Annotated in this window: 22 protein-coding genes; 10 read left to right on the plus strand and 12 right to left on the minus strand. The window is 38.2% G+C overall.

Features of this window, described 5'->3' with window-relative positions:
• Nucleotides 1-9: 9 nt before the first annotated feature.
• Nucleotides 10-1,269: a TolC family protein gene (locus A6B41_RS06920; protein ID WP_027074368.1), complete on the minus strand. Its 1,260-nt coding sequence runs from the start codon at nt 1,267-1,269 to the stop codon at nt 10-12.
• 349 nt (nt 1,270-1,618) lie between these two features.
• Between A6B41_RS06920 and der the strand changes: the two genes are divergently transcribed.
• From der to rsmA, 5 genes are all read left to right on the plus strand, one after another.
• Nucleotides 1,619-3,136 carry a ribosome biogenesis GTPase Der gene (gene der / locus A6B41_RS06925; protein ID WP_027074367.1) on the plus strand — a complete coding sequence of 506 codons (1,518 nt, stop codon included), beginning with the start codon at nt 1,619-1,621 and terminating at the stop codon, nt 3,134-3,136.
• A 65-nt stretch (nt 3,137-3,201) separates the two neighbouring features.
• On the plus strand, nt 3,202-4,629 hold the full coding sequence (hldE, locus tag A6B41_RS06930; RefSeq protein ID WP_027074366.1) for a bifunctional D-glycero-beta-D-manno-heptose-7-phosphate kinase/D-glycero-beta-D-manno-heptose 1-phosphate adenylyltransferase HldE: 1,428 nt from the start codon (nt 3,202-3,204) through the stop codon (nt 4,627-4,629).
• A 5-nt stretch (nt 4,630-4,634) separates the two neighbouring features.
• On the plus strand, nt 4,635-5,183 hold the full coding sequence (gene pyrR / locus A6B41_RS06935; RefSeq protein WP_027074365.1) for a bifunctional pyr operon transcriptional regulator/uracil phosphoribosyltransferase PyrR: 549 nt from the start codon (nt 4,635-4,637) through the stop codon (nt 5,181-5,183).
• A gap of 76 nt (nt 5,184-5,259) precedes the next feature.
• Nucleotides 5,260-6,204, plus strand: coding sequence for a peptidylprolyl isomerase (locus A6B41_RS06940; protein ID WP_027074364.1), 945 nt, complete (start codon nt 5,260-5,262; stop codon nt 6,202-6,204).
• 62 nt (nt 6,205-6,266) lie between these two features.
• Nucleotides 6,267-7,136 carry a 16S rRNA (adenine(1518)-N(6)/adenine(1519)-N(6))-dimethyltransferase RsmA gene (gene rsmA / locus A6B41_RS06945; protein ID WP_027074363.1) on the plus strand — a complete coding sequence of 290 codons (870 nt, stop codon included), beginning with the start codon at nt 6,267-6,269 and terminating at the stop codon, nt 7,134-7,136.
• Nucleotides 7,137-7,224: 88 nt separating this feature from the next.
• Here rsmA and upp read toward each other — a convergent pair whose 3' ends face one another.
• From upp to leuA, 7 genes are all read right to left on the minus strand, one after another.
• Nucleotides 7,225-7,854, minus strand: a complete 630-nt coding sequence (upp, locus tag A6B41_RS06950; RefSeq protein WP_027074362.1) for a uracil phosphoribosyltransferase — start codon at nt 7,852-7,854, stop codon at nt 7,225-7,227.
• Nucleotides 7,855-7,877: 23 nt separating this feature from the next.
• Nucleotides 7,878-9,566 (minus strand): long-chain-fatty-acid--CoA ligase FadD, encoded by a 1,689-nt coding sequence (gene fadD / locus A6B41_RS06955; protein WP_027074361.1) that lies wholly within the window; start codon nt 9,564-9,566, stop codon nt 7,878-7,880.
• 9 nt (nt 9,567-9,575) lie between these two features.
• Nucleotides 9,576-10,007, minus strand: a complete 432-nt coding sequence (locus A6B41_RS06960) for a SoxR reducing system RseC family protein (protein WP_027074360.1) — start codon at nt 10,005-10,007, stop codon at nt 9,576-9,578.
• Nucleotides 10,007-10,987, minus strand: a complete 981-nt coding sequence (locus A6B41_RS06965; RefSeq protein WP_027074359.1) for a MucB/RseB C-terminal domain-containing protein — start codon at nt 10,985-10,987, stop codon at nt 10,007-10,009. The genes A6B41_RS06960 and A6B41_RS06965 overlap by 1 nt, the downstream gene beginning before the upstream one ends.
• Nucleotides 10,988-11,146: 159 nt before the next feature.
• Nucleotides 11,147-11,767: a sigma-E factor negative regulatory protein gene (locus tag A6B41_RS06970; RefSeq protein ID WP_084493752.1), complete on the minus strand. Its 621-nt coding sequence runs from the start codon at nt 11,765-11,767 to the stop codon at nt 11,147-11,149.
• Between the two features lie 58 nt (nt 11,768-11,825).
• Complete coding sequence (gene rpoE, locus A6B41_RS06975; protein ID WP_027074357.1) at nt 11,826-12,398, minus strand: RNA polymerase sigma factor RpoE; 573 nt, start codon at nt 12,396-12,398, stop codon at nt 11,826-11,828.
• Nucleotides 12,399-12,625: 227 nt separating this feature from the next.
• The gene (leuA, locus tag A6B41_RS06980) at nt 12,626-14,167 is read right to left on the minus strand and encodes a 2-isopropylmalate synthase (protein ID WP_027074356.1); all 1,542 of its coding nucleotides are present in this window, start codon (nt 14,165-14,167) and stop codon (nt 12,626-12,628) included.
• Between the two features lie 517 nt (nt 14,168-14,684).
• Between leuA and A6B41_RS06985 the strand changes: the two genes are divergently transcribed.
• From A6B41_RS06985 to greB, 5 genes are all read left to right on the plus strand, one after another.
• Entirely contained in the window at nt 14,685-15,500 is an 816-nt protein-coding gene (locus tag A6B41_RS06985; RefSeq protein WP_027074355.1) for a Cof-type HAD-IIB family hydrolase, read from the plus strand.
• Between the two features lie 62 nt (nt 15,501-15,562).
• Complete coding sequence (locus tag A6B41_RS06990; RefSeq protein ID WP_027074354.1) at nt 15,563-16,726, plus strand: efflux RND transporter periplasmic adaptor subunit; 1,164 nt, start codon at nt 15,563-15,565, stop codon at nt 16,724-16,726.
• A 190-nt stretch (nt 16,727-16,916) separates the two neighbouring features.
• Nucleotides 16,917-17,735, plus strand: coding sequence for a 5'-nucleotidase, lipoprotein e(P4) family (locus A6B41_RS06995; RefSeq protein ID WP_027074353.1), 819 nt, complete (start codon nt 16,917-16,919; stop codon nt 17,733-17,735).
• A 137-nt stretch (nt 17,736-17,872) separates the two neighbouring features.
• Nucleotides 17,873-19,153: an aminopeptidase PepB gene (gene pepB, locus A6B41_RS07000; protein WP_027074352.1), complete on the plus strand. Its 1,281-nt coding sequence runs from the start codon at nt 17,873-17,875 to the stop codon at nt 19,151-19,153.
• 92 nt (nt 19,154-19,245) lie between these two features.
• Nucleotides 19,246-19,722 (plus strand): transcription elongation factor GreB, encoded by a 477-nt coding sequence (gene greB, locus A6B41_RS07005; protein ID WP_027074351.1) that lies wholly within the window; start codon nt 19,246-19,248, stop codon nt 19,720-19,722.
• Between the two features lie 73 nt (nt 19,723-19,795).
• Here greB and A6B41_RS07010 read toward each other — a convergent pair whose 3' ends face one another.
• From A6B41_RS07010 to A6B41_RS07025, 4 genes are all read right to left on the minus strand, one after another.
• Complete coding sequence (locus tag A6B41_RS07010) at nt 19,796-20,236, minus strand: type II toxin-antitoxin system HicB family antitoxin (RefSeq protein WP_027074350.1); 441 nt, start codon at nt 20,234-20,236, stop codon at nt 19,796-19,798.
• Nucleotides 20,237-20,266: 30 nt separating this feature from the next.
• Nucleotides 20,267-20,452, minus strand: a complete 186-nt coding sequence (locus A6B41_RS07015; RefSeq protein WP_027074349.1) for a type II toxin-antitoxin system HicA family toxin — start codon at nt 20,450-20,452, stop codon at nt 20,267-20,269.
• 110 nt (nt 20,453-20,562) lie between these two features.
• The gene (gene recB, locus A6B41_RS07020) at nt 20,563-24,090 is read right to left on the minus strand and encodes an exodeoxyribonuclease V subunit beta (protein ID WP_027074348.1); all 3,528 of its coding nucleotides are present in this window, start codon (nt 24,088-24,090) and stop codon (nt 20,563-20,565) included.
• Between the two features lie 60 nt (nt 24,091-24,150).
• Nucleotides 24,151-25,542, minus strand: coding sequence for an MATE family efflux transporter (locus tag A6B41_RS07025; RefSeq protein ID WP_027074347.1), 1,392 nt, complete (start codon nt 25,540-25,542; stop codon nt 24,151-24,153).
• Between the last annotated feature and the right edge of the window lie 100 nt (nt 25,543-25,642).

Below are 25,642 nucleotides of genomic sequence, written 5' to 3' on the forward strand. Positions count from 1 at the left end.
TTTTACTCTTTATTTTAGAGAAAGGGAAGTTACACCGGCCCAAGCCGAAACTCGAGATTGTGAAACTAAATAAAGCAATGCCGCATCACGGAAATCATTACGAGCCGAAACTTCCGTAGCTTGCACCGCCGTTAATTCTTGATAAGCATCCAACACATCAATCAGTGATTTCATAGCAATCTCAAATTGAAGCTCAGTATCCTTTACCACGTTCTTCTGTAAACTAATTTGCTTATTCGCAACCTGTGCCAATTTCTGGTTACGAACCATATCAATTTCAGCTGTTCTCCCCTGTTGCGAGACTTCTAGCTCAATTTCCTGTAATTTTGCCTCAGCCGCTTTTTGAGAATAATAACTTTGCTGCTCTTGATATTTGCTGGCAGGGTTATAGATATCCCATGACACATTCACATAAACCTCACGCTCAAGCCGGCTGGCAGAACCTTCTAAATTAATCGTAGGTTTACGACGGGCTTTAGCTGCTTCAACCCCTGCCTTAGCACTTTCAAACTCTTTTTGCTGTGCCAAAAAAGTCGGATTTGTGTCAATATTTGAGTTATGATATTGGGCAATAAATTGCTCAGCAGACACCTTAGCAAATGGATCCATTAAATCTTGTTCCGTTAGCATTTTACTTGTATAACGACTCAAACGACTTAAAGCATTGTGCATAGTTCGCTCAAACTGCAAAAGCATCGCCTCTGTCTGATTACGCCGTGATAAAGCTTCATTTAACTCCGAAACACGGCCACCGTCATAGCTCACAATCACTTTTAGATCTCTGATTAACTTATCGTGTCGTTTTAAACTCTCTTTATAAATGGCAATATTTTCTTTTGCACGCAATGCTGTTAAATATAGCTCACCAATCTGACGCCCGACTTGCTCTCTGGTTTCAGTAAATTTATGTTGGAAATAATCCTGTTTATGCTGATCACGTTCAATTTCAGCCTCAACTGCTCCCCAAGAGTAAAGGTTAAGCTTACCGTTAATTGCCGGACCGGAACGTCTTTCACTAGAATAAGTACGTTTTTGAGCAATTACTCCCGTATTGGAAACCGACACAATCGGATGATGCCCCGCTTCAGAAATTTTCCTCTGACTTTCTGCCGCCCCAATATTAGCTCGCGCCTCATCTAAAGTAGGATCTGTGACTAACGCAACCTGTAAAATGTCTTTCAAAGGTGTCTGGGCATTTACCATATTCGCTAAAGGTAAGGAACACAGTGAAACCAACACCATTTTTTTGAAAATAAATGATTTCTTCATCAAATAATTCCCTCAATATCCCTAACCTATCTTAAATCAAATTAAGGAAATAACTTGGATAAACTGAATATAAAACTCTGCTTATTATACACCAATCCATCTGACTTTCTGCTCAATATTTGCTATTGAAGAACAAAGTTTACCTATAGCATTAATCGTTCAAATAAGAGGATACAAGCGGTTATTTTTCGCGAATTTTTTACAATTATTCACGCCTGCAAAAAATTGATAAAAAACGACCGCTTGTGCATTCTCGCTTTCTCGCAATTTCATATTACTCAAATTTCAGCTATAATGAGCCAATTTTTGCAAAGCAATTGCAAATGATTGAATATTAGAAGGATATAAAATGACTCCTGTTGTTGCCCTTGTCGGCAGACCAAATGTTGGTAAATCAACCCTATTTAACCGTTTAACCCGCACCCGTGATGCCTTAGTAGCCGATTTCCCCGGCTTAACCCGTGACCGTAAATATGGCCACGCTAATATTGGTGGCTATGATTTTATCGTGATCGACACCGGCGGTATTGATGGAACGGAAGAAGGTGTGGAAGAAAAAATGGCAGAACAGTCGCTACTGGCGATTGAAGAAGCCGATGTAGTACTATTTTTAGTCGATGCCCGTGCAGGCTTATTGCCTGCGGATATTGGCATTGCTCAATATTTACGCCAACGTGAAAAAACGACTGTAGTAGTGGCAAACAAAACAGACGGTATTGATGCTGATTCCCACTGTGCTGAATTCTATCAACTTGGCTTAGGCGAAGTAGAACAAATCGCTGCCGCTCAAGGGCGTGGTGTTACTCAACTTATCGAGCAAGTTTTAGCCCCTCTTGGCGAACAGCTCAATGCCGATCAAGCGGTCGATTCCGATGAAAATTTTGCAAATGATGAAGACGATGAATGGGATACCGACTTCGACTTTGAGAATGAAGAAGATACCGCATTATTAGATGAAGCCTTAGAAGAAGCTGAAGAATCCATTGAAGATAAGAACATCAAAATTGCGATTGTCGGCAGACCAAATGTAGGAAAATCAACCCTCACCAACCGTATTTTAGGTGAAGAACGTGTGGTGGTTTACGACATGCCCGGCACCACTCGTGACTCTATCTATATTCCAATGGAACGTGATGGTCAGCAATATACTATTATTGACACCGCGGGCGTACGTAAGCGTGGTAAAGTCAATTTAGCGGTTGAAAAATTCTCGGTAATTAAAACCTTACAAGCTATCCAAGATGCTAACGTGGTGCTTTTAACCATTGATGCTCGTGAAGGAATTTCAGACCAAGATTTATCGCTATTAGGCTTTATCTTAAATGCCGGTCGCTCTTTAGTGATTGTGGTAAATAAGTGGGACGGTTTATCGCAAGATATTAAAGATCAAGTGAAATCTGAATTAGATCGCCGTTTAGATTTTATTGACTTTGCCCGTGTGCATTTTATTTCTGCATTACACGGTTCAGGCGTTGGTAATTTATTTGATTCTGTTAAAGAAGCTTATGCTTGTGCAACCCAAAAAACTTCAACCTCAATGCTCACCCGAATCTTGCGCATGGCGGCAGATGAGCATCAGCCTCCATTGGTTAATGGTCGTCGAGTCAAATTAAAATACGCCCACCCGGGTGGTTATAATCCACCAATTATCGTGATTCACGGTAACCAAGTGGAAAAATTAGCAGACTCTTACAAACGCTATTTGAGCAACTATTTCCGTAAGAGTTTAAAAATTATCGGCTCGCCAATTCGTATTCTGTTCCAAGAAGGGAATAACCCATTTGCCGGTAAGAAAAATAAACTCACACCAAACCAATTACGTAAACGCAAGCGTTTGATGAAGTTTATTAAAAAAAGTAAGAAATAATTAAACAAATCTCCCTTTCAAATTGTAGAAAAAAAGAAAGGGAAATTTGATAAAGGAGCAAAACTATGATGATGCAATATTCTCCGAAATTTAATAATGCCAAAGTGTTAGTGCTTGGTGATGTTATGTTAGACCGCTACTGGTTTGGTGCAACTAATCGTATTTCGCCTGAAGCCCCGGTTCCGGTAGTAAAAGTACAAGATATTGAAGAGCGTGCAGGCGGTGCGGCAAACGTAGCAATGAATATCGCAAGCCTTGGTGTGCCTGTGGCATTGCACGGTTTGATTGGACAAGATGATGCCGGCAATGCGTTAGATAAATTGCTCAATTCATATAATATCCAAAACCACTGTGTAGCAATTGATTCCCATCCAACTATTACAAAATTGCGGATTTTATCGCGTCATCAACAATTATTACGCTTGGATTTTGAAGAGGGTTTCCATAATGTAGACTCTAGTGCTCTACTTGCAAAACTTTCTCAAGAAATTACCGCTTACGGTGCCTTGATTTTATCTGATTACGGCAAAGGTACATTAGAATCGGTACAGCAAATGATTCAAATTGCCCGCCAAGCGAATGTGCCTGTGCTAATCGATCCAAAAGGCACAGATTTTGAACGCTATCGTGGGGCAACGCTTCTAACACCAAATATGTCAGAATTTGAAGCAGTAGTCGGACATTGTAAAGATGAAGAGGATATTGTAGCAAAAGGCTTAAAAATGATTGCAGACTTTGAGCTTTCAGCCTTGTTAGTCACTCGTTCCGAAAAAGGAATGACCTTGCTACGTGCCGGTAAAGAACCTTACCACTTACCAACTCAAGCTAAAGAAGTTTATGATGTAACCGGTGCCGGTGATACTGTTATCAGCGTACTTGCAACAGCCATTGCAGATGGCCGCCCTTATGAAGAGGCTTGCTATTTAGCTAATGCGGCAGCAGGTGTAGTAGTCGGTAAACTAGGTACATCAACTGTAAGCCCTGTTGAGCTTGAAAATGCAGTGCATCAGCGTGCGGAAACCGGGTTTGGAATCGTTTCTGAAGCAGAATTAAAAGTTATTACCGATGAAGCTAAAAAACGTGGTGAGAAAATCGTAATGACCAATGGCTGCTTTGATATCCTTCATCCGGGGCATGTTTCCTACTTAGAGAATGCCCGTAAATTAGGTGATCGTTTAATTGTGGCTGTGAATACGGATAACTCGGTTAAACGTTTAAAAGGTGAATCTCGCCCAATTAACAATTTAGATGCTCGTATGGCAGTACTAGCGGGCTTAGCCTCTGTGGATTGGGTTGTGCCTTTTGATGAAGATACGCCACAACGTTTAATCGGTGAAATTCTCCCTGATCTTTTAGTCAAAGGGGGAGACTATAAGCCAGAAGAGATTGCAGGCAGTCAAGAAGTTTGGGCAAACGGCGGAGAAGTTAAAGTATTAAACTTTGAGAACGGTTGCTCTACTACCAATGTAATTAAGAAAATTCAAGCATTATAATGACTATGAAAAAAATCATAATTGATACTGAGCAATTTCAGCGAACGATATCTCGTATTTCGCATCAAATTATCGAAAAACACGGGGATATGCAAAATGTGGTTATTGTAGGTATTAAGCGTCGAGGAGCTGAAATTGCTGAGTTAATTCAAAAACGTATAGCTGAGTTATCTGATATCCATTTACCTAGTATGGCATTAGATATTACTTTCTATCGTGATGATTTAGATTTAATTTATCAGGATCCGGTCTTTACCGGTGCCGATAATCAGCTCAATCTCAATGGTAAAAAAGTAATTTTGGTTGATGATGTGCTATTTACCGGCAGAACCATTCGGGCTGCATTAGATGCTTTATTAGATTTTGGGCGGGCTGCTCGTATTGAGTTGGTAATATTTGTCGATCGTGGACATCGTGAGTTACCTATTCGAGCAGATTATGTCGGGAAAAATATTCCTACGGCAAAAAATGAACAGATTCAAGTCCAAACATCACATTATGATGGAATTAATCAAGTGGTCTTAGTTCCTGCTTTGAATGAAGAAACTGCTTAAGTTTCGTGAACCTTTTCTATAAAATTATCTCTAATGAAAGGTATTACTTATTATCTCCACTAGGATTGTTATAAAAATGAAATTAGTAAAATCATTATTTGCTGTAGCCGTTGCTACATTTAGTCTTACCCAAACTGCTCACGCTTTTGAAGAACGCGTTGTAGCTTTAGTTAATGATACGCCGGTGATGGCCAGCCAAGTGCAACGTATTTTAGGCAAGAAAAAAGTGTCTGAAACGGCTCACCGTGCTGCCATTGATCAAGTGATTGATGATATATTAGTTCAACAAGTCACCAAAGAAGCGGGTATTACCATTAGCCCTTCGGCAGTTAACCAAGCAGTTGAAAATGTGGCTATCCAAAACGGTATTACCTATGGTCAGCTATTAGATGCTTTAGACTACCAAGGCATTACACTTGAACAATTTAAACGCAATATTGCTCAACAAATGGCAATGGAACAGGTTCGCCATATCAGTATCAGCAGATCTATTCAAGTTGCACCAGAGCAAGTTAAATCTTTAGCCCAAGAATTAATGGCAAAAGATAAAGCAGCCGGTAAACTCAAAACGGTTTTAGGTAAAGAACACCGTGTAAGCCATATTCTGCTTAAAACTAACCCAATCTTAAATGATGCACAAGCAAAAGCAAAATTAAATAGTTTAGCTGCTGATATCAAAGCCGGTAAGACTACTTTTGAGCAAGCTGCAAAAGAAAACTCTGTTGATTATGCTTCTGCTGCAGATGGCGGGGATTTAGGTTTTAATATCTTAGAGATTTATGATCCTGCATTCGCAAATGTAGCTGCAAAAATGAAAAAAGATCAAATTTCTGCGCCATTTAAATCGCAATTCGGTTGGCATATTCTTAAAATTACTGATGTCCGTGAAGGAGATAGAACCGAAGATGCTTATCACCAACGAGCTTATCAGCAGCTAATCACCAAACAAGCTGAGGAGGCTTCCAAAGATTGGATCAAAGCATTAAGAAGCACTGCAAATATTCAATACATTGGTCAATAATTAAATAGATTCTAAGAACCTCGCATTGCGGGGTTCTTTTCTTATTACTAAAAAGGATAAAAATGAGTTCACCAAATTCCAAAAAACATTTAGGTCATACCGCTCGTAAACGTTTCGGGCAAAACTTCTTATACGATATGAATATAATTGATGGTATTGTTTCTGCAATCAACCCTAAAAACGGTCAGTTTCTATTAGAAATTGGCCCGGGTTTAGGCGCTTTAACCGAGCCTGTAGCAGAACTTGTCGATAAATTAACGGTAGTAGAATTAGACCGTGATTTAGCAGAACGTCTTCGCCATCACCCATTCCTAAATCAAAAATTAACAGTGATTGAACAAGATGCTCTACGTTTTAATTTTCGTGAATATTTTGAAAGTCTGAATTTAGCTGAAAATGAAGCAGTGCGAGTATTTGGTAACTTACCGTATAATATTTCTACTCCATTAATATTTCACCTATTCAAATTCCATGATTTGATTGAAGATATGCACTTTATGCTGCAAAAAGAGGTAGTAAAACGTTTATGTGCCGCACCTAACAGTAAAGCTTATGGTAGATTGACCATTATGGCGCAATATTATTGCCAAGTAATGCCTGTACTTGAAGTACCGCCTACAGCCTTTAAGCCTGCACCTAAAGTGGATTCTGCCGTTGTGCGTTTAGTACCTTACAAACAATTACCTTACCCGGTTAAAGATGTTTACTGGCTAAACCGTGTAACAACACAAGCCTTTAACCAACGCCGTAAGACATTGCGTAATGCTCTATCAACACTCTTTAGTGCAGAACAACTTGAAGCATTAGAGATTGATTTAACTGCTCGTGCAGAAAATTTAACCATTAAAGATTATGTGCGCTTAGCAAATTGGTTATGCGATAACCCACCAGAAGTGGATAATCTTGAAGAAATTGCCGATGAAGATTGCTAAAAAGCTAAGATAAGATAGAAACAACAAGCGGTTATATTTGTAAAAAATTTTGCAAATATAACCGCTTGTGTATTGAGATGAGAGAAAATTATTTCGTACCGAAAATTTTATCGCCCGCATCGCCCAAACCCGGGATGATATAGCCTTTTTCGTTTAAATGGCTGTCAATTGAAGCGGTATAAAGCTCAACATCCGGATGGGCTTCTTCTAAAACCTTAACTCCTTCAGGTGCTGCAACTAAAACTAATACCTTGATATGTTTACAACCTGCTTCTTTTAGCAGATCGATAGTGGCAACCATTGAACCACCGGTTGCTAACATTGGGTCAGTGATAATGGCTAAACGCTCGTCTACATCATTAGCTAATTTTTTAAAATAAGGCACAGGTTGTAGCGTTTCTTCATCACGGTAAATGCCAACAACACTAATACGGGCACTCGGAATATGCTCTAACACACCATCCATCATACCTAAACCTGCTCGTAAAATAGGCACAACTGTGACTTTCTTGCCTTTGATACGCTCAACTGCAACTTTATCACCACTCCAACCATCAATTTCAACTTCTTCCATCTCCAAATCTTTGGTTGCTTCATAAGTCAGTAAACTGCCTATTTCATTTGCAAGCTCACGGAAATCTTTGGTGCTAATGTCCGCTTCACGCATTAAGCCTAATTTATGCTTTACAAGCGGGTGTTTTACTTCAACAATTTTCATTTTAAGTTCCCCTTTGAAAGAATTTATGCACTATTTTTGATTTTTGCCAATTCTTCATCTTTTAATACTCGACGAAGAATTTTGCCTACATTACTTTTTGGTAGCTCATCACGGAATTCAATATCTCGTGGAATTTTATAGCCGGTTAAAAATTGACGGCAGTAAGTACGCAATTCATCACGTGTCAGGCTTTCCTCTTTTTTCGTCACAAAAATTTTAATACTCTCACCGGAAGCCGGATTTGGCACACCAATAGCAACCACCTCGTTAACTTTCGGATTTTGTGAGATAACTTCTTCAATTTCAGTTGGATAAACATTAAAACCCGACACAATAATCATATCTTTTTTGCGATCGACAATGCGTAAATTAAGATCTTGCCCCATCTCGACAATATCCCCCGTCGCCATCCAACCATCTTTTAATACTTCTACTGTTTCATCCGGGCGGTTCCAATACCCTTGCATCACTTGAGGGCCTTTTACTAATAATTCTCCGCGCTCACCAAGCGGTACTTCATTACCTTCATCATCTACAATACGGATATCGGTATTAGGTACAGGCACACCAATAGAACCAGAATATTCCTGCGAATCTCCACGCGTTGCGGAAATCAACGGGGAACATTCGGTCATTCCATAGCCTTCAATAATATGGCAACCTGTTAAGTCATGCCAACGTTTGGCAACATTAGATTGAATTGCTGCACCACCGCCTACACTTAATTTCAACGAAGAAAAATCAACTTCTTTTAAGCTTTCATGATTTAATAAGGCATTGAAAAGGGTATTTACGCCTGTAATCACAGAAACACGATATTTTTTTAATTCTTTAATAAAGCCCGGAATATCACGAGGGTTAGTAATGAATAAACCTGTAATCCCCAATTCAAGGAATAATAGGCAGTTTAGCGATAATGCAAGCACATGATATAGTGGCAGTGGTACTACCCCGATAAGATTAGATGAGCTTCCTAATAACGGTTCAACAATCCATTTTGCTTGCATCATATTAGCGATAAGATTTTGATGCGTCAGCATTGCGCCTTTAGCCACACCGGTTGTCCCACCTGTGTATTGTAAAAAAGCAAGCTCGGCACTATTAATTGTCGGCTTAACATATTGTCTTTGCTTACCAATACTTAAAGCTTCACGAAAACTTACTGCATGAGGCAACTTATATTTAGGTACTAACTTCTTAATATATTTAACAACAAAATTAACCAATGTACGTTTACCAAATGAGAGCTGATCGCCCATTCGAGTTAAAATAACGTGTTTAATGTTGGTATTAAAAACCACTTTTTCTAATGTAGCCGCAAAGTTAGACACAATGACAATCGCTTTTGCTCCGCTATCATTTAGCTGATGCTCTAATTCGCGTGGGGTATAAAGTGGATTCACATTCACCACTACCAACCCCGCACGTAAAGCACCAAATAAGGCAATGGGATACTGTAATAAATTGGGCATCATTAACGCAATACGATCGCCTTTCTGTAAACGCAATTCATTTTGTAAATAAGCTGCAAATGATCGACTGCGTTCTTCTAATTTACGGAAGGTCAGAATTTGCCCCATATTAATATAAGCCGGCATATCAGGATGACGCTGTATCGCCGCTTCAAACATTTCGACTAAAGATTCATATTGATTAGTCTCAATTGTTTGTGGTGAATAGGGAGGGTAATTCTTAAACCATATTTTTTCCATGATAGTCTCCTAAACTTTGCCTAAAAATATAGGCGAAAAATGTGCTTGCCTGCTGCGTTTATCTATACATTTTTTCACAGCCCAGAAAGTTATTCCTGTAAAAAGCAACATTGTGAGTAAAACAATAAGTTCATTTGCAAAAAATTGTGAAAATATGACCGCTGTCATTATCAATACGAATAGTGGCAAACCGTAAATTAGCCCTACACTTTCCAGCAAAGTGTTTTCAGGCAGTCCAAGTTTAATTTCATCCCCAATTTGTAGTGGCTCATCCACTTTAATACTAAATTTAGGCGCTGTTTTTTCTCCAACTAATGCAGATAAAGCGGTTGTTCCACACATAGAATTAGCAGAACAACCTCCACAACCGCGTTTAGCATAGCATTGAACAACTGCAACACCACTTTTATACGCTACAACAGTAGCCTGCTCCATCATCATTAGTTAGCCTCTCCTAAAAATCGAATACTTTGTAGGATCTGCTTAGCTGATTGAATAGGAATTTCGCCAATAATCACAATATCTTTATCATTTACTGTTTGATTTAAAATCGTCAATTTTCCTTGTTGCCAAGCGTACTCATTAAAATTAACACCTTGGCTTGGCATAACATAAATATTTAATGTAGATAAACCATCGCTATATAAACGACTATCAATACTTTCATTTTCAAGTTTATACATTGCCCCATTCATCGTCTGGTTTTCAATTAAGTTAAAACCTGTTGGTAACCAATCAACTTCCCAATTATGCTGTGATTTCAATGCTTCTATATTGATTGAAGTCAATGCTGGTAGCACAAGTGATTCAATTGCAGAAGCAATCAGCTCAAGCTCCTTAGCCCGATATAAATGCAGCACTCTAAACTCTTCTAAAACAGCATTATCAACACTGCGTAATTGGCTTTTTAGCAATAAATGGCTTTCATCATCAATCCAAAGTGTATAAGAATGGCGTAAATTATCATTTGGCACGATTCGGATTACTCGGGCAATTCGATCGGCAATACGGTCTTTACCCGAATCTAAAAAAACATAGCCTTTTAAATTTACATAATCGGCATAAAGAACATTAGGCAGGTTATCAAGAATATGAGGGGTATTTAAACTAAACGGACGAAAATTGTATCCCAAATAACTAATAGTTTGATTTTTTAGAATAATCTCTTCGCGGCTACGATCTAGATTTAACAATTGAGCATACTCTTTGCCATCCATAAAGGTATGTCGTAGACGAAAAGATTCCACATCTCCTTCCGTTTGCAAAATATAAAGTAGTTCATAAGTTGATTTTTTATGTGCTTGTGTCATTGCTTCTAAATAAGACAAGGGGGGTTTTACCCCTGTTTCTGCCCAAGAAAGAGTAGATTGAGCAAAAATAAGAATAAATAGAAACACATATTTTTTCATCTTAACAAACATACTTATTCTCTAATCAACTAAATCTGGCACATTCTATCAAAAATTTTCTATGATTTCGCTATTTGTTGGTAATTTCTTGTCTTTTAGATACATTTACATACAAAAAGCCACGTAATTATCTGTCCATTACGTGGCTTTTCGCTAACTTATCTCAATAAATTATTTCTGACCCTCTTCTTGAGTCTCTATATTTGAAGTCTGCGCCTTCTCTTTTTCAGTTTCAGTTAGAATTACATTATTAGTACGGCGTTGTAATTCATGATTTTCTAATAACGCATTTATTCTACGCTGCTGAACTTCCAACTGCTCTGCTGTCGGCTGAGCATTAGCCGGAGCATTGTAGCTTACAGCTTCAATAGAATTGCTAAACGGTAGAGTTTGCAAGATATTGGGTTGAGCTTGAGCAACCTCATCTTTATGGTTAAAAGAATTCACACCTAAAACAGCAACTAAACATACAGAGGCAGCGATACCGGCTTGCATAATCGGTGTACTCCAGCGTTTAAGTTTAAGCAGCAAACCTTTAGGTTGTTTATTTTTCTCTTCAGAAGGTAATGCGTCGATTTCTTCGTTTTCAAGCAAGGCCTCCATTTTTGCAGAGAAATCATTACCTAAAATAATTTCATCTCCGTGCATCATACTACGAATAGTATGATAGCTTGCCCACTTTTGCTTTAACTCCGGGCTACTTGTTAATGTTTCGACAAAATCCGTATCAACACCCTGCCCATCCATATAAGCTGAAAGGTACTCGTTCTGTTGAATAATGCTTTGTTGCATAATCGACTCCAATGATTTTTACATCTATTCTATACTAACTAATACTTCAAAATTCTGATTACTGCATAAGCGGATTGACTTTCGCATCAATCGCTTCTCTAGCTCGGAAAATTCGTGAACGAACTGTACCTACCGGGCATTCCATGACTTCAGCAATTTCTTCATAACTTAAACCTTCCAATTCTCTTAATCGAATTGCGGTTTTCAATTCATCCGGCAAATTCTCAATCGTATCAAATACAACACGCTTTAATTCTTCAGATAGCACTAAATTTTCCGGTGTATCACTTTCTCGTAACTGAACACCTACATCATAGCTCTCAGCATCTTCTGCTAAAATATCCTCTTTAGGCGGTCTTCTACCTAAAGAGGTCAAATGATTCTTTGCAGTATTCACTGCTATTCTATAAAGCCACGTATAAAAAGCACTTTCCCCGCGAAAAGATGCTAAAGAACGGTAAGCCTTAATAAAAGATTCTTGCACAATATCCGGAATATCATCTCTTGCGACATAGCGAGTAAGCAAACCGGCTACACGGTTTTGATAACGTACCACAAGTAAATTAAATGCTTTTTTATCACCTTTTTGTGCTTTTTCGACTAATTCTTGGTCGGTGATCTGTTCGCTCAACTGCGGACTCTCCTAATAATAAACTGTGTCATTTCCATTGCACACACTCCATTAGTGTGTACCTTACGATAAAAAGTTCAAAAAATTTAATATTTTTTACGTGAAATTTTTTAGTTTCTTAATCATGCCTAAGACAGAATTAAGAAAGCGGTCGGATTTTATCGAAAATTTGCAAAATTTTCAAAAAATCTGACCGCTTGTAATATTTTATCACAGATAAGCGACAACTATTTCTTCGATTTTAAATCCGCTACTTTTTGTGAACGGTAAATCGCATTGATAGCATGGATTAAGGCTCTTGCAGAACTTTCCACAATGTCTGTTGCCAAGCCTACACCATGGAATTTTCTACCCTCGTATTCAACTACAATATCCACTTGTCCCAAAGCTTCCGCCCCTTCACCTTTCGCAGTTAAATTATAATGTGACATTTTCAAATCCATTCCGACAATTTGCATAATCGCATTATAAACCGCATCTACCGGTCCATTTCCGCCATTTGAAGTTTGGTTCATTCGCTTGCCGTCTAACTCAACTTGAACGAAAGCAGAAGCCGGCAATGTGCTAATAGTTTGTGAGGTAATAACATCTAATTTTAATCTGTCTTCATCACCTTGCTGCATATCAATAAATGCTAGAGCTTCCAAATCATAGTCAAACACCTGACCTTTTTTATCTGCTAACTGTAAGAATGCCTCATATAATTTATCCAAATCATAATCGGTTTCAGTATAACCCATATCTGCCATATGCCCTTTCACCGCAGCACGGCCTGAACGAGCAGTTAAATTCAACTTCTCTTTTTTCAAACCAATAGTCTCCGGCGACATAATTTCATAGGTATTTTTATTTTTAAGCATACCGTCTTGGTGAATACCTGAAGAATGAGCAAAAGCATTACTGCCTACAATCGCTTTATTCGGTTGAATAGGCATATTACACAATTGGCTTACCATTTGACTCACTCGGTGAATTTCTTGCGTGTTAATACGAGTATCCACGCCTAAGAATTCTTGGCGGGTCTTGATTGCCATAACAACTTCTTCTAAGGCGGTATTACCTGCTCGTTCACCAATACCGTTAATTGTACATTCAATCTGTCTTGCACCATTTTGAATTGCAGTTAATGAATTCGCAGTTGCCATACCTAAATCATTATGGCAGTGAACCGATACCACCGCTTTATCAATATTTGGAACACGATTCATTACCTGATGAATAATATTGCCGTATTCATTCGGTAAACAGAACCCTACAGTGTCCGGAATATTCACTGTAGTTGCACCTGCATTAATCGCTGCTTCAACAATACGGCAGATGTTATCAATACCTGTACGACCGGCATCTTCACAGGAAAATTCCACATCATCGGTATAACCTCTGGCACGTTTTACTGCCGCAACAGCCATTTCAACAACATCATCAAAAGAGCGTTTTAATTTTGCTTCAACGTGTAAGGCTGAACTTGCAATAAAGGTGTGGATACGAAAAGCCTCCGCCACTTTTAATGCTTCATAAGCTGCATCAATATCTTTTGCGACCGCACGAGAAAGTGCCGCTACACGGCTATTTTTAATATGGCGTGCAATTGTTTGAACAGACTCAAAATCACCGGATGAAGAAACCGGAAAACCAACTTCCATTACATCAACGCCTAAACGCTCTAATGCCAATGCAATTTGTAATTTTTCTTTTACTGTTAGACTTGCTTTTAATGATTGTTCGCCATCACGTAAAGTTGTATCAAAAATAATAATATTATTGCTCATAGAAAATCCTTAATTATTTTGAAATATTTTTACCTAATAAAAAAAAGCCCGCAGGTTAAAGTGCGGGCAAGATGTGGATAGTCCATTTACTTTCTCCAGACAATCTCTATACTCGCACAGAATACGATAATAGAGATAATCGGAGAAGGGTAAATTTTTCCATATTGTGTTGTGTGTGTTTATGTTTCATTGTTATTCGGTAATGGATGTATATTATCTTCATCCAAAGTAATGTCAATAGTATTTTTACCTAACGCAAACGGTTACCCTTTATTTTTGAGTAATAAAAACAGATGATTTATCTAATAAAGCAATTTAATTTAGATAAAAAAACCATTTGCACTTATTAATTTAAGAGAATACTTTACCTTTAAATACAAAATTAAATATTTCAACTTTCAAAAATATTTTTTAATTTTTTGTTAATTTTTTTAAAAAAAGCTATAACACTATTTTCTTTGAAGTTTGAACTCAAATTTGATACCTTTTCACCAATTTTAAGTTTTAAGGATATATTATGAATTTACCTTTTCGTGCCATTATTTCAGATCTTGACGGTACCCTTTTGAATGCCGATCATAAAATCGGTCGTTTTACTATAGAGACCCTGGAAAAATTATCCCAACAAGGCGTGGATATCTTTTTCGCTACAGGTCGAAATTACCCTGATGTCTCACACATTATCCGTAAAGTGAAGGTAAAAAATGCAATGCTGGTTACCTCAAACGGCGCAAGAGCCAATGATTTAAACGGCAATACATTAATTAACCGACATTTGCCCGAAGATATTGCCTTAGCACTCATGAATATTAAATTTGATGATAAAAATGTCTGTTTAAATAGCTATCAAGGCGATACATGGTTTATTAATAAAGAAATCGAAGAGCTAAAAAAATATCACCAAGATTCTGGTTTTAGCTACCAAGTAATAAATTTTGCGAATCATCATGGTAAACAAACCGAAAAAGTCTTCTTTATCGGTAAAACACCCGAAGCTCTAATTCCAATTGAACATTACATTCAAGCGAATTATGGAGATAGTGTACAGATGACCTACTCAGCGCTGCTCTGTCTAGAAGTAATGGCAAAGGGAGTTTGCAAAGCTAACTCTTTGGAAAAATTGGTCAAATTACGAGGCTATACTCTAAAAGACTGTATCGCTTTTGGGGATGGTATGAATGATGCAGAAATGCTCGCTGCTGCAGGAAAAGGCTGCCTAATGGCAAATGCTGACCCACGCTTAAAAGCATTATTACCCAATAATGAAGTTATTGGTAACAATAAAGATGAAGCCGTTGCCAGCTATATTCGAGACATATTCGGCATTATTTAAATTTTTGCAAAAAATAACTCAATTTTGACCGCTTGTACCTCACACCAACTTAAAGGAATACTATGAAACTAAAACCATTAGCCCTACTTGTGCTAATTACCACTATCGGAATAGGTGGATATTTCTACTACAATCAACAACAAAAAAATGAACAGATTCATTATATTACCGAGCAGGTAACACGCACCAGCATTGATAAAAAAGTACTTGCGACCGGCTCTGTTCGTGCCAATAAACGCACTGAGGTAGGGGCTCAAGTTTCAGGTAAAATCCAAAATCTTTATGTTAAACTTGGGCAAAAAGTTAAACAAGGTGATTTGATTGCAGAGATCGATTCAAGCAACCAAAGCAATAGTTTAAGCACTGCAGAAGCACAACTCTCTGCCTATCAAGCACAATTAAGCTCAGCGAAAGTCGCACTTGAGGTTGCGCAATCTAATTACAACCGTTTAACTAAATTGTATAAAGCAAACAGCACTTCTTTAAGCGATTTAGAAACAGCCAAAAACACGCTAGCATCGGCAAAAGCAAATGTTGATAACATTAAAGCTCAAATTAAATCCGCTGAAATCTCCGTTAATAATGCCAAAACTAACTTAAATTATACTCAGCTCATCTCACCAATAGAGGGAGTAATTGTTTCAGTACCAGTTTCAGTCGGGCAGACAGTTAATGCAAACCAAACTTCTCCAACTATAGTTCAAGTAGCAGATTTATCCAAAATGTTAATAAAATTAGAGATTTCGGAAGGTGATATTGCACAGGTTAAAACAGGGCAAGAGGTGAATTTTACGACACTAGCCGAACCGGAGCGGGAATATAATGCAACCATTGATAGCATTGATCCTGCCTTAACAAATCTCACCGATAATAACTACACAGAGAAATCCGGCAATACCGAGGCAATTTATTACTATGCTAATTTATTGGTAGATAATCCAGATAACAGCTTACGTATAGGCATGACAACACAGGCTCGAATCACTATTGCAAAACGGGAGCAAGTGCTGGTAATTCCAACATCGGTTATTAAAAAACGAGGTAAAGAGAACTACGTAAATGTGCTGGAAAACGGTATCTCTGTGGAAAAAGCTATTACTCTTGGAATGGCTGATGGTCAAAATACAGAAGTTTTATCCGGTATCAATGAAGGAGATCAAGTGATCTTAACTCAACGTGCAAATGATGAGAAAGTCAGCTCTGCCCGGGGGCCAAGAATCTTCTAACTTAAAATAACAAGCGGTTGATTTTACATATTTTTTGTGAAATCAACCGTTTCATTTATTAAACACATAGGGCATATTCCCTATATATTGCAATTCTATTTAAATAATTAGCATCAAAAAATGTAGCAAGGACCTATCATTCTTAAGTATAATACCATTCCCTTATCAACAATAAAATTAAGGATATTGTATGAAAACGCTAAAACTCCCTCTACTTACAACGGTAGCAATCTTAACTCTAAGTGCTTGTAGTCATCATCAAAAAAATGATAAACACCATGAGATGGTGTTGCAAGAGCAAGCCACCTTAGGTGTCAACTGGGTACAACAATCCGGCGAATATCAAGCACTGGCTCATCAAGCATTTAATACTGCAAAAGTAGCTTTTGATCAGGCAAAAGCTAAAAAAGGAAAGAAAAAAGCTGTTGTCGTTGATCTAGACGAAACAATGGTAGATAACAGTCCTTATGCCGGCTGGCAAGTGAAAAACCATCAGTTATTTGATAGTGAAAGCTGGACTCGCTGGGTTAACGCACGCCAAACAGGCGCAATTGCCGGTGCAGTTGAATTTAACAACTATGTAAATAGCCAAAAAGGCACCGTATTCTATGTCTCTAACCGTAAAGACAGCAATGAAAAAGCCGCTACCATTGATGATATGAAAAAACTAGGTTTTACCGGTGTAAATGAACAAACTTTATTTCTGAAGAAAGATAAATCGAACAAAACACCTCGTTTCGAAGAAATTGAAAAGCAAGGTTATGAGATAGTCCTTTATATCGGGGATAACTTAAATGATTTTGGTGATGCGACCTACCGTAAATCAAATGCTGAACGCCGAGCTTTTGTCAGTGAAAACAGCAAACTATTCGGTAAGAAATTCATCATACTACCAAATCCTAATTATGGTGACTGGGAAGGTGGTTTAGACAAAGACTACTACAAAGGCAATGTTGAAAACCGAATCAAAATTCGCCACAATGCAATTAAAGCATGGGACGGAAAATAATTAATCACTTGCTACTTTATACCATTTTGTAAATGTGGCCGCTTATACGTTAATCGTTACAAGCGGTCATTTTTCTATATAGTTTTGCAAAATTTTGTTAGGATAACCGCACTTGAACCAATTAAAGGAAGACTAAAATGACGTCAATGAATATTATGCTTTCGCAACAAGCTGCTCCGGAAATTTGGGGGAAAAATGCGATTCTTTCAGCCGATAATCACAGCTTTATTATCCATAATACAACAAACGATCTCGCTACTATTCAAAAAGCAGCCAGAAAAATCAAAAACCAAGGTATTTTAAATGTCAAACTTTCAGGCGACGGCTGGCATTTAGAAGCCTGCTGGGCATTTCATCAAGGTTTTACCTCGGTTCGCAGCCAAGGCACAGTTGAATATCCAAACTTAGGCGAACAACAAACAGAATTTGAATATCGTCTAAAATGCTCAACTTTCATCAGAGAGCTTATCAACGAGCCATCTGACCGTTTAACTCCTCAAAAATTAGCTCAACAAGCGGCTGAATTTATCCAAAACAGTGCAAATGCGAATACGGTTTCTTATGAAATTATTCATGGAGAAACATTAAAAGAAAAAGGTTATCACGGCATTTGGACTGTCGGAAAAGGCTCTATCAACCCACCTGCTTTACTTAAATTAGACTTTAATCCAAGCGGTGATGAAAATGCGCCTGTTCTTGCCTGTTTAGTCGGCAAAGGTATTACTTTCGATACCGGCGGATACAGCATCAAACCCAGCGACAGTATGACGACGATGCGTACTGATATGGGAGGCGCCGCTTTATTAACAGGGACTTTAGCATTTGCCATTAGCAAAGGCTTAAATCAACGAGTTAAACTCTATCTCTGCTGTGCGGAAAATATGGTTAGCCACAATGCATTCAAACTCGGAGATATTATTACCTACCGCAATAATGTGACAGTGGAAGTTTTAAACACCGATGCCGAAGGACGTTTGGTACTAGCAGACGGTTTAATTGATGCTTGCGAACAAAATCCTCAATTTATCATTGATGCAGCGACCCTTACAGGTGCAGCAAAAGTAGCCGTCGGCAATGACTATCACTCAGTATTATCAATGGACGATGATTTAACTGCAGCTCTACTCTGCTCCGCTAAAGCGGAAAACGAACCGTTCTGGCGTTTACCTTTTGAAGAGTTTCACCGCGGACAAATTTCCTCCTCTTTTGCCGATATTGCCAACATCGGTTCAGTACCGGTCGGCGCCGGAGCAAGTACCGCTACCGCATTTTTATCCTACTTTGTGGAAAACTATCAGCAAAATTGGCTGCATATTGATGCCTCCGCAACCTTCCGTAAGTCTGCTAGCGATTTATGGGCAGCAGGTGCTACCGGTATTGGGATGAAAACTTTAGCCAACTTATTACTTTCAAAATAAACTTAATCGGACAAGCGGTCATTTTTAAGCAAAAATTTGCAAGAAATTAGCTTAATTTGACCGCTTGTTACTCAAGCAAAGAAGGAAAAAATATGGCTAAATCCAACTATATTACCCGAGCAGGCTGGCAAGCCTTAGATCAAGAACTAAAGTTTTTATGGAAAGAAGAACGGCCAAAAGTAACTCAAGCGGTTTCTGATGCTGCCGCTCTTGGCGATCGCAGTGAAAATGCCGAATACATTTATGGTAAACGTAGGCTACGAGAAATTGACCGTCGTGTGCGTTTTCTCTCAAAACGTTTAGAAGTTCTGCAAATCGTAGATTATCATCCTAAACAAGAGGGAAAAGTCTTTTTCGGTGCTTGGGTAGAATTAGAAAACGAGGATGGCGAAGCCAAACAATATCGCATTGTAGGCTGTGATGAATTTGATCCTGCGAAAAATTGGATCTCTATCGACTCCCCTGTAGCCAGAGCATTGATCGGTAAACAGATTGATGATGAAATTCGGGTCGAAACTCCATTAGGAAAAATTCTGCTTTATATCAACAAAATTTGGTATGAAGCATAATATGTATTTCCTAAAAAAGTGAGCCCATAAATAACACATAACTGCTTATGAAAGTGCATAAGCAGTTAACTATTTATAAAACTTGGGATTGCTGTAGCTCACGTTGTGCTGCGATCGCTAAGAAATGACTACGATCTTTATACGCGGAACTACTTGCTACTTTATTATCAATACGATCTAATAAATACTGCGGTAATACAATATTCACACGTTGGCGTTTACCTAAGTATGCAGTAATATCAATATCAACCAGCAACCAGCTATCACAATAATTAAAATCCTCATTCTGTTTATAGGATAGAAATCCTAAATCTTTAATAGTAGTTACATCCTTGCCTTCCTCTACCATCGTTTCTAAAACTAAATGTATCGCCTCAGTTACTATTGGCAAAATATCTTCAACCGTATCTGCCGCACTGAAACAGCTAAATTCATCAGTACAAAGTGCTGGCACACACAATCCAAAGGATTCGTGCTCTCTTTTAGGACTTTCAATACCAACAGTAAATAACATAAGTCACTCCTTTATTTAAGCTCGGCAGGGCTATAAAAGCCCTGCCGATTTTTTGATCGAACATAAAGTCCCGATGGGCAAATATTGTTTTGGATGAGGTACTATAAAGGCTTTTTTCGTATTTGGAGAATACCAAATTTGATGATCGCCTTTCTCATGCCTAACAAATTCACAGCCAGAGGCTTTAAGTTCTTTGATTAAGTCGCGTGAGTGCATTATTCCTCCTTCCGTCTTAATCAGATTTCATAATACACACGCGTACACACGAAGTCAATTTTTTATTCACTTAAATGTTATTTTAAGTGTAATCCATTTTTCCGTAATATCTACCCAAATAACCGATCTATCTCTTCTATCAAGGCTTTGCTTGGTTTATCAAAATAAACGCCATTTTCACTCTTACCATCCATTGCTCTTAAGAAAAGATAGACAGCTCCACCGAAATCACGTTCATAATCATAATTTTCACCTAATCGAGAAGTTAAATAACGATGAACAGCAAGGGTATAAAGTAAATATTGCACATCATAACGATGTTTGCCCATTTCCCGCTGAAGATGCTCAAAAGCGTAATTTTGTGGCAAATGCCCCAGGAAGTTTGATTTATAGTCAATCACATAGAACTTCCCGTTCATCTGCACTATACAATCCACAAAACCTCGTACAAAGCCTTCTAACTGTGGAAATCGAAGTTCTGGAAGATGCTTAGCCAATATGGTGTGTTGTTTAAGCAACTTATTGAGAAGCACTAGCGCCTTATCGTTTTTTAAACGCAGATAGAACTGCCATTCGTTCAAACGCTGTTTTTCATTTACCTCATTTAAACTAAAACCTGCTCCCGCCAACGGTGTTGCTAAAATACGCTCCAACCATTGTATTACAGGCTCAATCCACTCTTCTGATAAATCAAGCTGCTCACACATCTTTGCTACACTTTCCTGCTCAATCGGTTGTCCAAAGCGGCAATGCTCAAAAAAACTGTGTAACACTGTTCCAACCTTTGTACCATGTGGAAAGTGATATGGCGAAAATACGCTAAATTCTCCGACATAATCGGTTTCGATAATTTCCACATTCTCATCACGATCTTGTGCAAAGTTCGCTACCCGATAACTTTTACCTTCACTTAAACGCTCATGTTGTGCATAGAGAGATGAAAAGCTGGTAATCTGCCCCACTACACGAATATTACCCTCAAAGCTTTTTGCTTGATAATTCTCTCTTTGCTCAACTTGTTCCCAACGTTCAAACGGTAATTCATTACTCAACTCAATCGGCTTATCCCAAATTGCTTTGCTAGATAAGGCCTCAGACACAACTACTTTCTCCGCTGTTCCTCCTTCACTTAATAAATAATGTAGCGGACTCCAACCTGAAATCTCAGAGGGTAAAATCAGATTAATCTGAGATTCTGCCCGAGTTAATGCCACATAAAATAGACGCAAATCTTCTGCATATTCTTCATTTTGCAGAGATTGCTGCACATTCTCATCAATTGAACCAAAATACCAATCTATTTCTCCGTTTTCATTACGAAATACACCTAAATTGTCTAAATTATTACTGTCACTTTTTTGTGAAGCAAACGGCAACCAAACAATTGGATATTGCAATCCTTTTGAACCATGAATAGTCACAATTTTAATCAGCTCTTCCTCGCTTTCCAGCCTAAGCTGCTGCTCGTCTTCATAATCCGGGGACTGAATTTGTCTCTCATACCAACGAACAAGTTCTGCCTCAGATTCCAACGATTGAGATTGCTCTTGTAAAATTTCAGTTAAATGCAATAAATCTGTAATCAATCGGTCTGAGCCCTGCATTCCTTTCAAACGTTGGATAATACCTTGTTCAAGATAGAGTTTATGCAACATCGGCAAAATGCCTTGCTCTTTCCAAATTGTGTTATATTCCACAAACTGATTTACTTTAATATCAAGCAATATTTCATCTGTTTTATAACGATGAATTTCCGCAGCACTCAGCCCCCAAAGCGTTGAACCTAAAGCAGAAAACAATGTTTTGGTATTATAGGGATTCAAGCCGGCTTGCAGTAACCAGTAAAGTTCGGCGGCAATTTCCGAGCTAAACACACTTGCCGATTCTGCCAAATAGACCGATTTAATATTACGCTTTTCTAAGGCTTTTTTAATACGTTTTGCTTGCGAGCCTTTACGCACTAAAATCGCAATATCTTTTGCTGCAAACGCTTTAAACTCCTTATCTTTCTCAAGCCCGAATTTGCCCTCTGCCATTGCTTTTAATTGCTGATGGATTTGATAAGCACAGATTTCAGCAAAATCATCCAATTTTGTTTTTTCAGTGGTATAGCAAACAAAATGCCCTTGCTCACTCACAAGGTTCCCCTTTGAATCATCTGCTTCAACAGGATGAAAACCAATGCCTTGATAGATAAAAGGGGAATGTTCGCTATCTGCAAAATGAAACAAATTATTGACCGCTTGTACCACAGGTGGCAAAGAACGCCAGTTTTTCCCAAGAGTAAACTGTTCATTTGCCTGTTTGGCTGCACTTAAGTAAGTGAAGATATCTGCGCCTCGGAATTTATAGATAGACTGTTTGGGATCGCCAATCATAATAAAGCCATTCCCTTTATTGTCTGTCATAAAAATTTGGCTAAAAATCTCATATTGAGTGAGGTCTGTATCTTGAAATTCATCGATCATCGCAAAAGGGTAAATCGCTCGAATTTTCTGAGCTAAAGCTTTACCTATGTCCGGCTGTTTTAGGGCGTGATTCAGCATCGTTAAAAGATCATCAAAACTACGCTCCGAATGATTTTGCTTATAGTCAGAGAGCTTTTCTTTTAACGCGACTAAAAATTGGTACAATAGCACGGAAGATAAACTTTGCGCGAAATCCTGTTTGTAAGCGGTCCAAAAAGCCTGATTTTTTACAAGATGAGAAACACTCATCGGCTCACAGTTTTTCTTTGTGCCGTCAGCGATTCTATCTGCAGTAAATAAATAAAATTCTTCGGGTAAATAACGATTGTTAGAGTTCGCCCATTGGTTCATCACCAACACAGCCTCTTCAAAAGCTGTAGCTTTATACCAACCACCGTGCAAAGTGATTTTTTTGGCAAGATCATTGCGGATAAGGTTTACTAATTCCTCACTATTTGCTTGCCAATCGGCTTTGATTTCAGTGATAAAATGATTATATTTTTCTAAAGCGGTAACAAAATTTTCTACTTTTGCTACTTTAGGCAATTCTCCATTTATATAAGGCTTAACCGCTGCCAAAGCTGCTAAAGGTGTACTAAGCTCAGCAGAAATCACTTCCGTTGCGGCTAAATTTTGCGGATAAAACTGCTCTCGCCATACCTCTTCACTTAATTTTTTGAATAGCTCGCTCTGATTTGGCTGTAAATCTAAATCAAACCGAACCCCGGATTCAAAGGCAAACTGCACCAGCATTTTTTGACAAAAGCCGTGAATAGTGAATACACTTGCAGTATCCACCTCTCTCTCGGCAATACTTAAGCGTAATAAGGCCTCGTGAATGTTGTCAATTTTTGGATACAGCTGAGTTAAAAAATCGAGATTATTATGGTAAGGCTTCTCTTTGCTTTGAGTATCTAATCCATTTGATTTATCTTGTAAAAAATCAGAACATTGCTGAATATTTTTACGAATTCGATCTTTTAATTCTTCAGTAGCCGCTTTGGTAAAAGTAACCACCAAAATTTGCTCTACCGTAAGAGGCAAACAGCCAACTCCTAGCAATAAGCGTAAATAGATATTGGCAATAGTGAAGGTTTTACCTGTGCCGGCTGAGGCTTCAATTAACACCGATTTATTTAAAGGTAAATCAATAGGATTGAGCTTTTTCATAAGTAGTTATTATATAAAGTGAAAATCCCTGCTATCCTAACAGTAATAGCAGAGATTCTATTATTTAATTCTCTCTAATTTATCAATTAATTGTATTTCCGAAATCGATTGAATTTTTCTCATCTGCCACAACAGTAATCCGCTGGCAAGACTTAAACCAATGCAGAAAACGAGCCAGAAACCTTGAGCAGCCATAGGCTGAACAATCCAATTTGTCCTAGCTAAAATGTAGCCTAATGGCATACTCACCACCCAATAACAAAAAACCGTAACATATAAAATCGGCTTAGTGTGTTTATAACCACGCAAAATGCCGTTAGCCACTGCTTGTATCGCATCCGGAATTTGGTATATCGCCGCAAAAATCAATAAATTGGCAGCGATCGAGATAGAAATAGGATCACTACTGAAAGCATGCGGAATTAAATTATTAAACAAAATAATAATGATCGCAGCAATAATAGCAAGCAACGCCGCAGTAATTAAAGCATGGTAGCTTAGCACTTTTGCTCCTTGCACATTTTTCTGTCCGAGCATTTGCCCTATTACAATAGTGGTAGCAATCCCAAATGACATCGGTATCATAAAAAACAGTGAGCTGGTCTGCAATGCCGCTTGATGACTCGCCACTACTTGCGAGCCAAGAGGAGAAAGAAACAACGCTGAAGTTGAAAATAACATGACTTCAGTAAAAGTAGCAAAAGCGATCGGTAAGCCTAATTTGCAAAGTTTTAGTAAAGTTTGACCGCTTGGTGCCTCTAACCATTTTTCAAATAATTTAATGTCTTTTTGTGATGGATTACGGTAACAGTAATGTAGCATTAGCAAGAACATAATCCAGTTTACAATGGCGGTTGCTACCCCACAACCAACCGCCCCCATTTCAGGTAAACCAAATTTACCAAAAATAAAAATATAGTTAAGTGGAATGTTAAGTAACAAGCCGAAAAAAGTAATTCGCATTGCCGGTTTCGGATTAGACAAACCATCATTCATACAACGTAAATTAATGCCTAATAGTGCAGGAATAAGCCCTATCGCTATTACGGCCAAATATTGCTGTGATTTCAGAGAAAATTCAGCCGGAGTATCCATTAAATCTAAAATGAGGTGGCTGTTAAGAAAAATGGCAATCAATGGCACAGAGGTTACCAACACCAACCACACACCTTGTCTGATTTGGTGTGCAATTAAATGTCGATTACCAGATCCGTTTAAATAAGATACCGTCGGCGTAATAGCATTGAGTAACCCCAACACAAACAGGAAAAGGGGGAAGTAAATAGAATTACTTACCGCAATTGCAGAAACATCATCATCGCTGACTAAGCCTGCCATTACAATATCAGCTAAGCCCATCCCCGATGCGGAAAGTTGGGAGATAAAAATCGGCCATGATAGTTTAAATAATTTACGGGCATTATCAGGATATGCGTGCCATTGAAAATTCATACTCACCTCTTAAAATACTATTATCATTATACTTGAGAAAGCGGTCGTTTTTTCCAAATTTTTTGCAGTTTCAGCCAGAAATTGAATAGAACGAGCGATT

The sequence above is a fragment of the Mannheimia granulomatis genome, assembly GCF_013377255.1.
GTDB classification, from domain to species: Bacteria; Pseudomonadota; Gammaproteobacteria; order Enterobacterales; family Pasteurellaceae; genus Mannheimia; species Mannheimia granulomatis.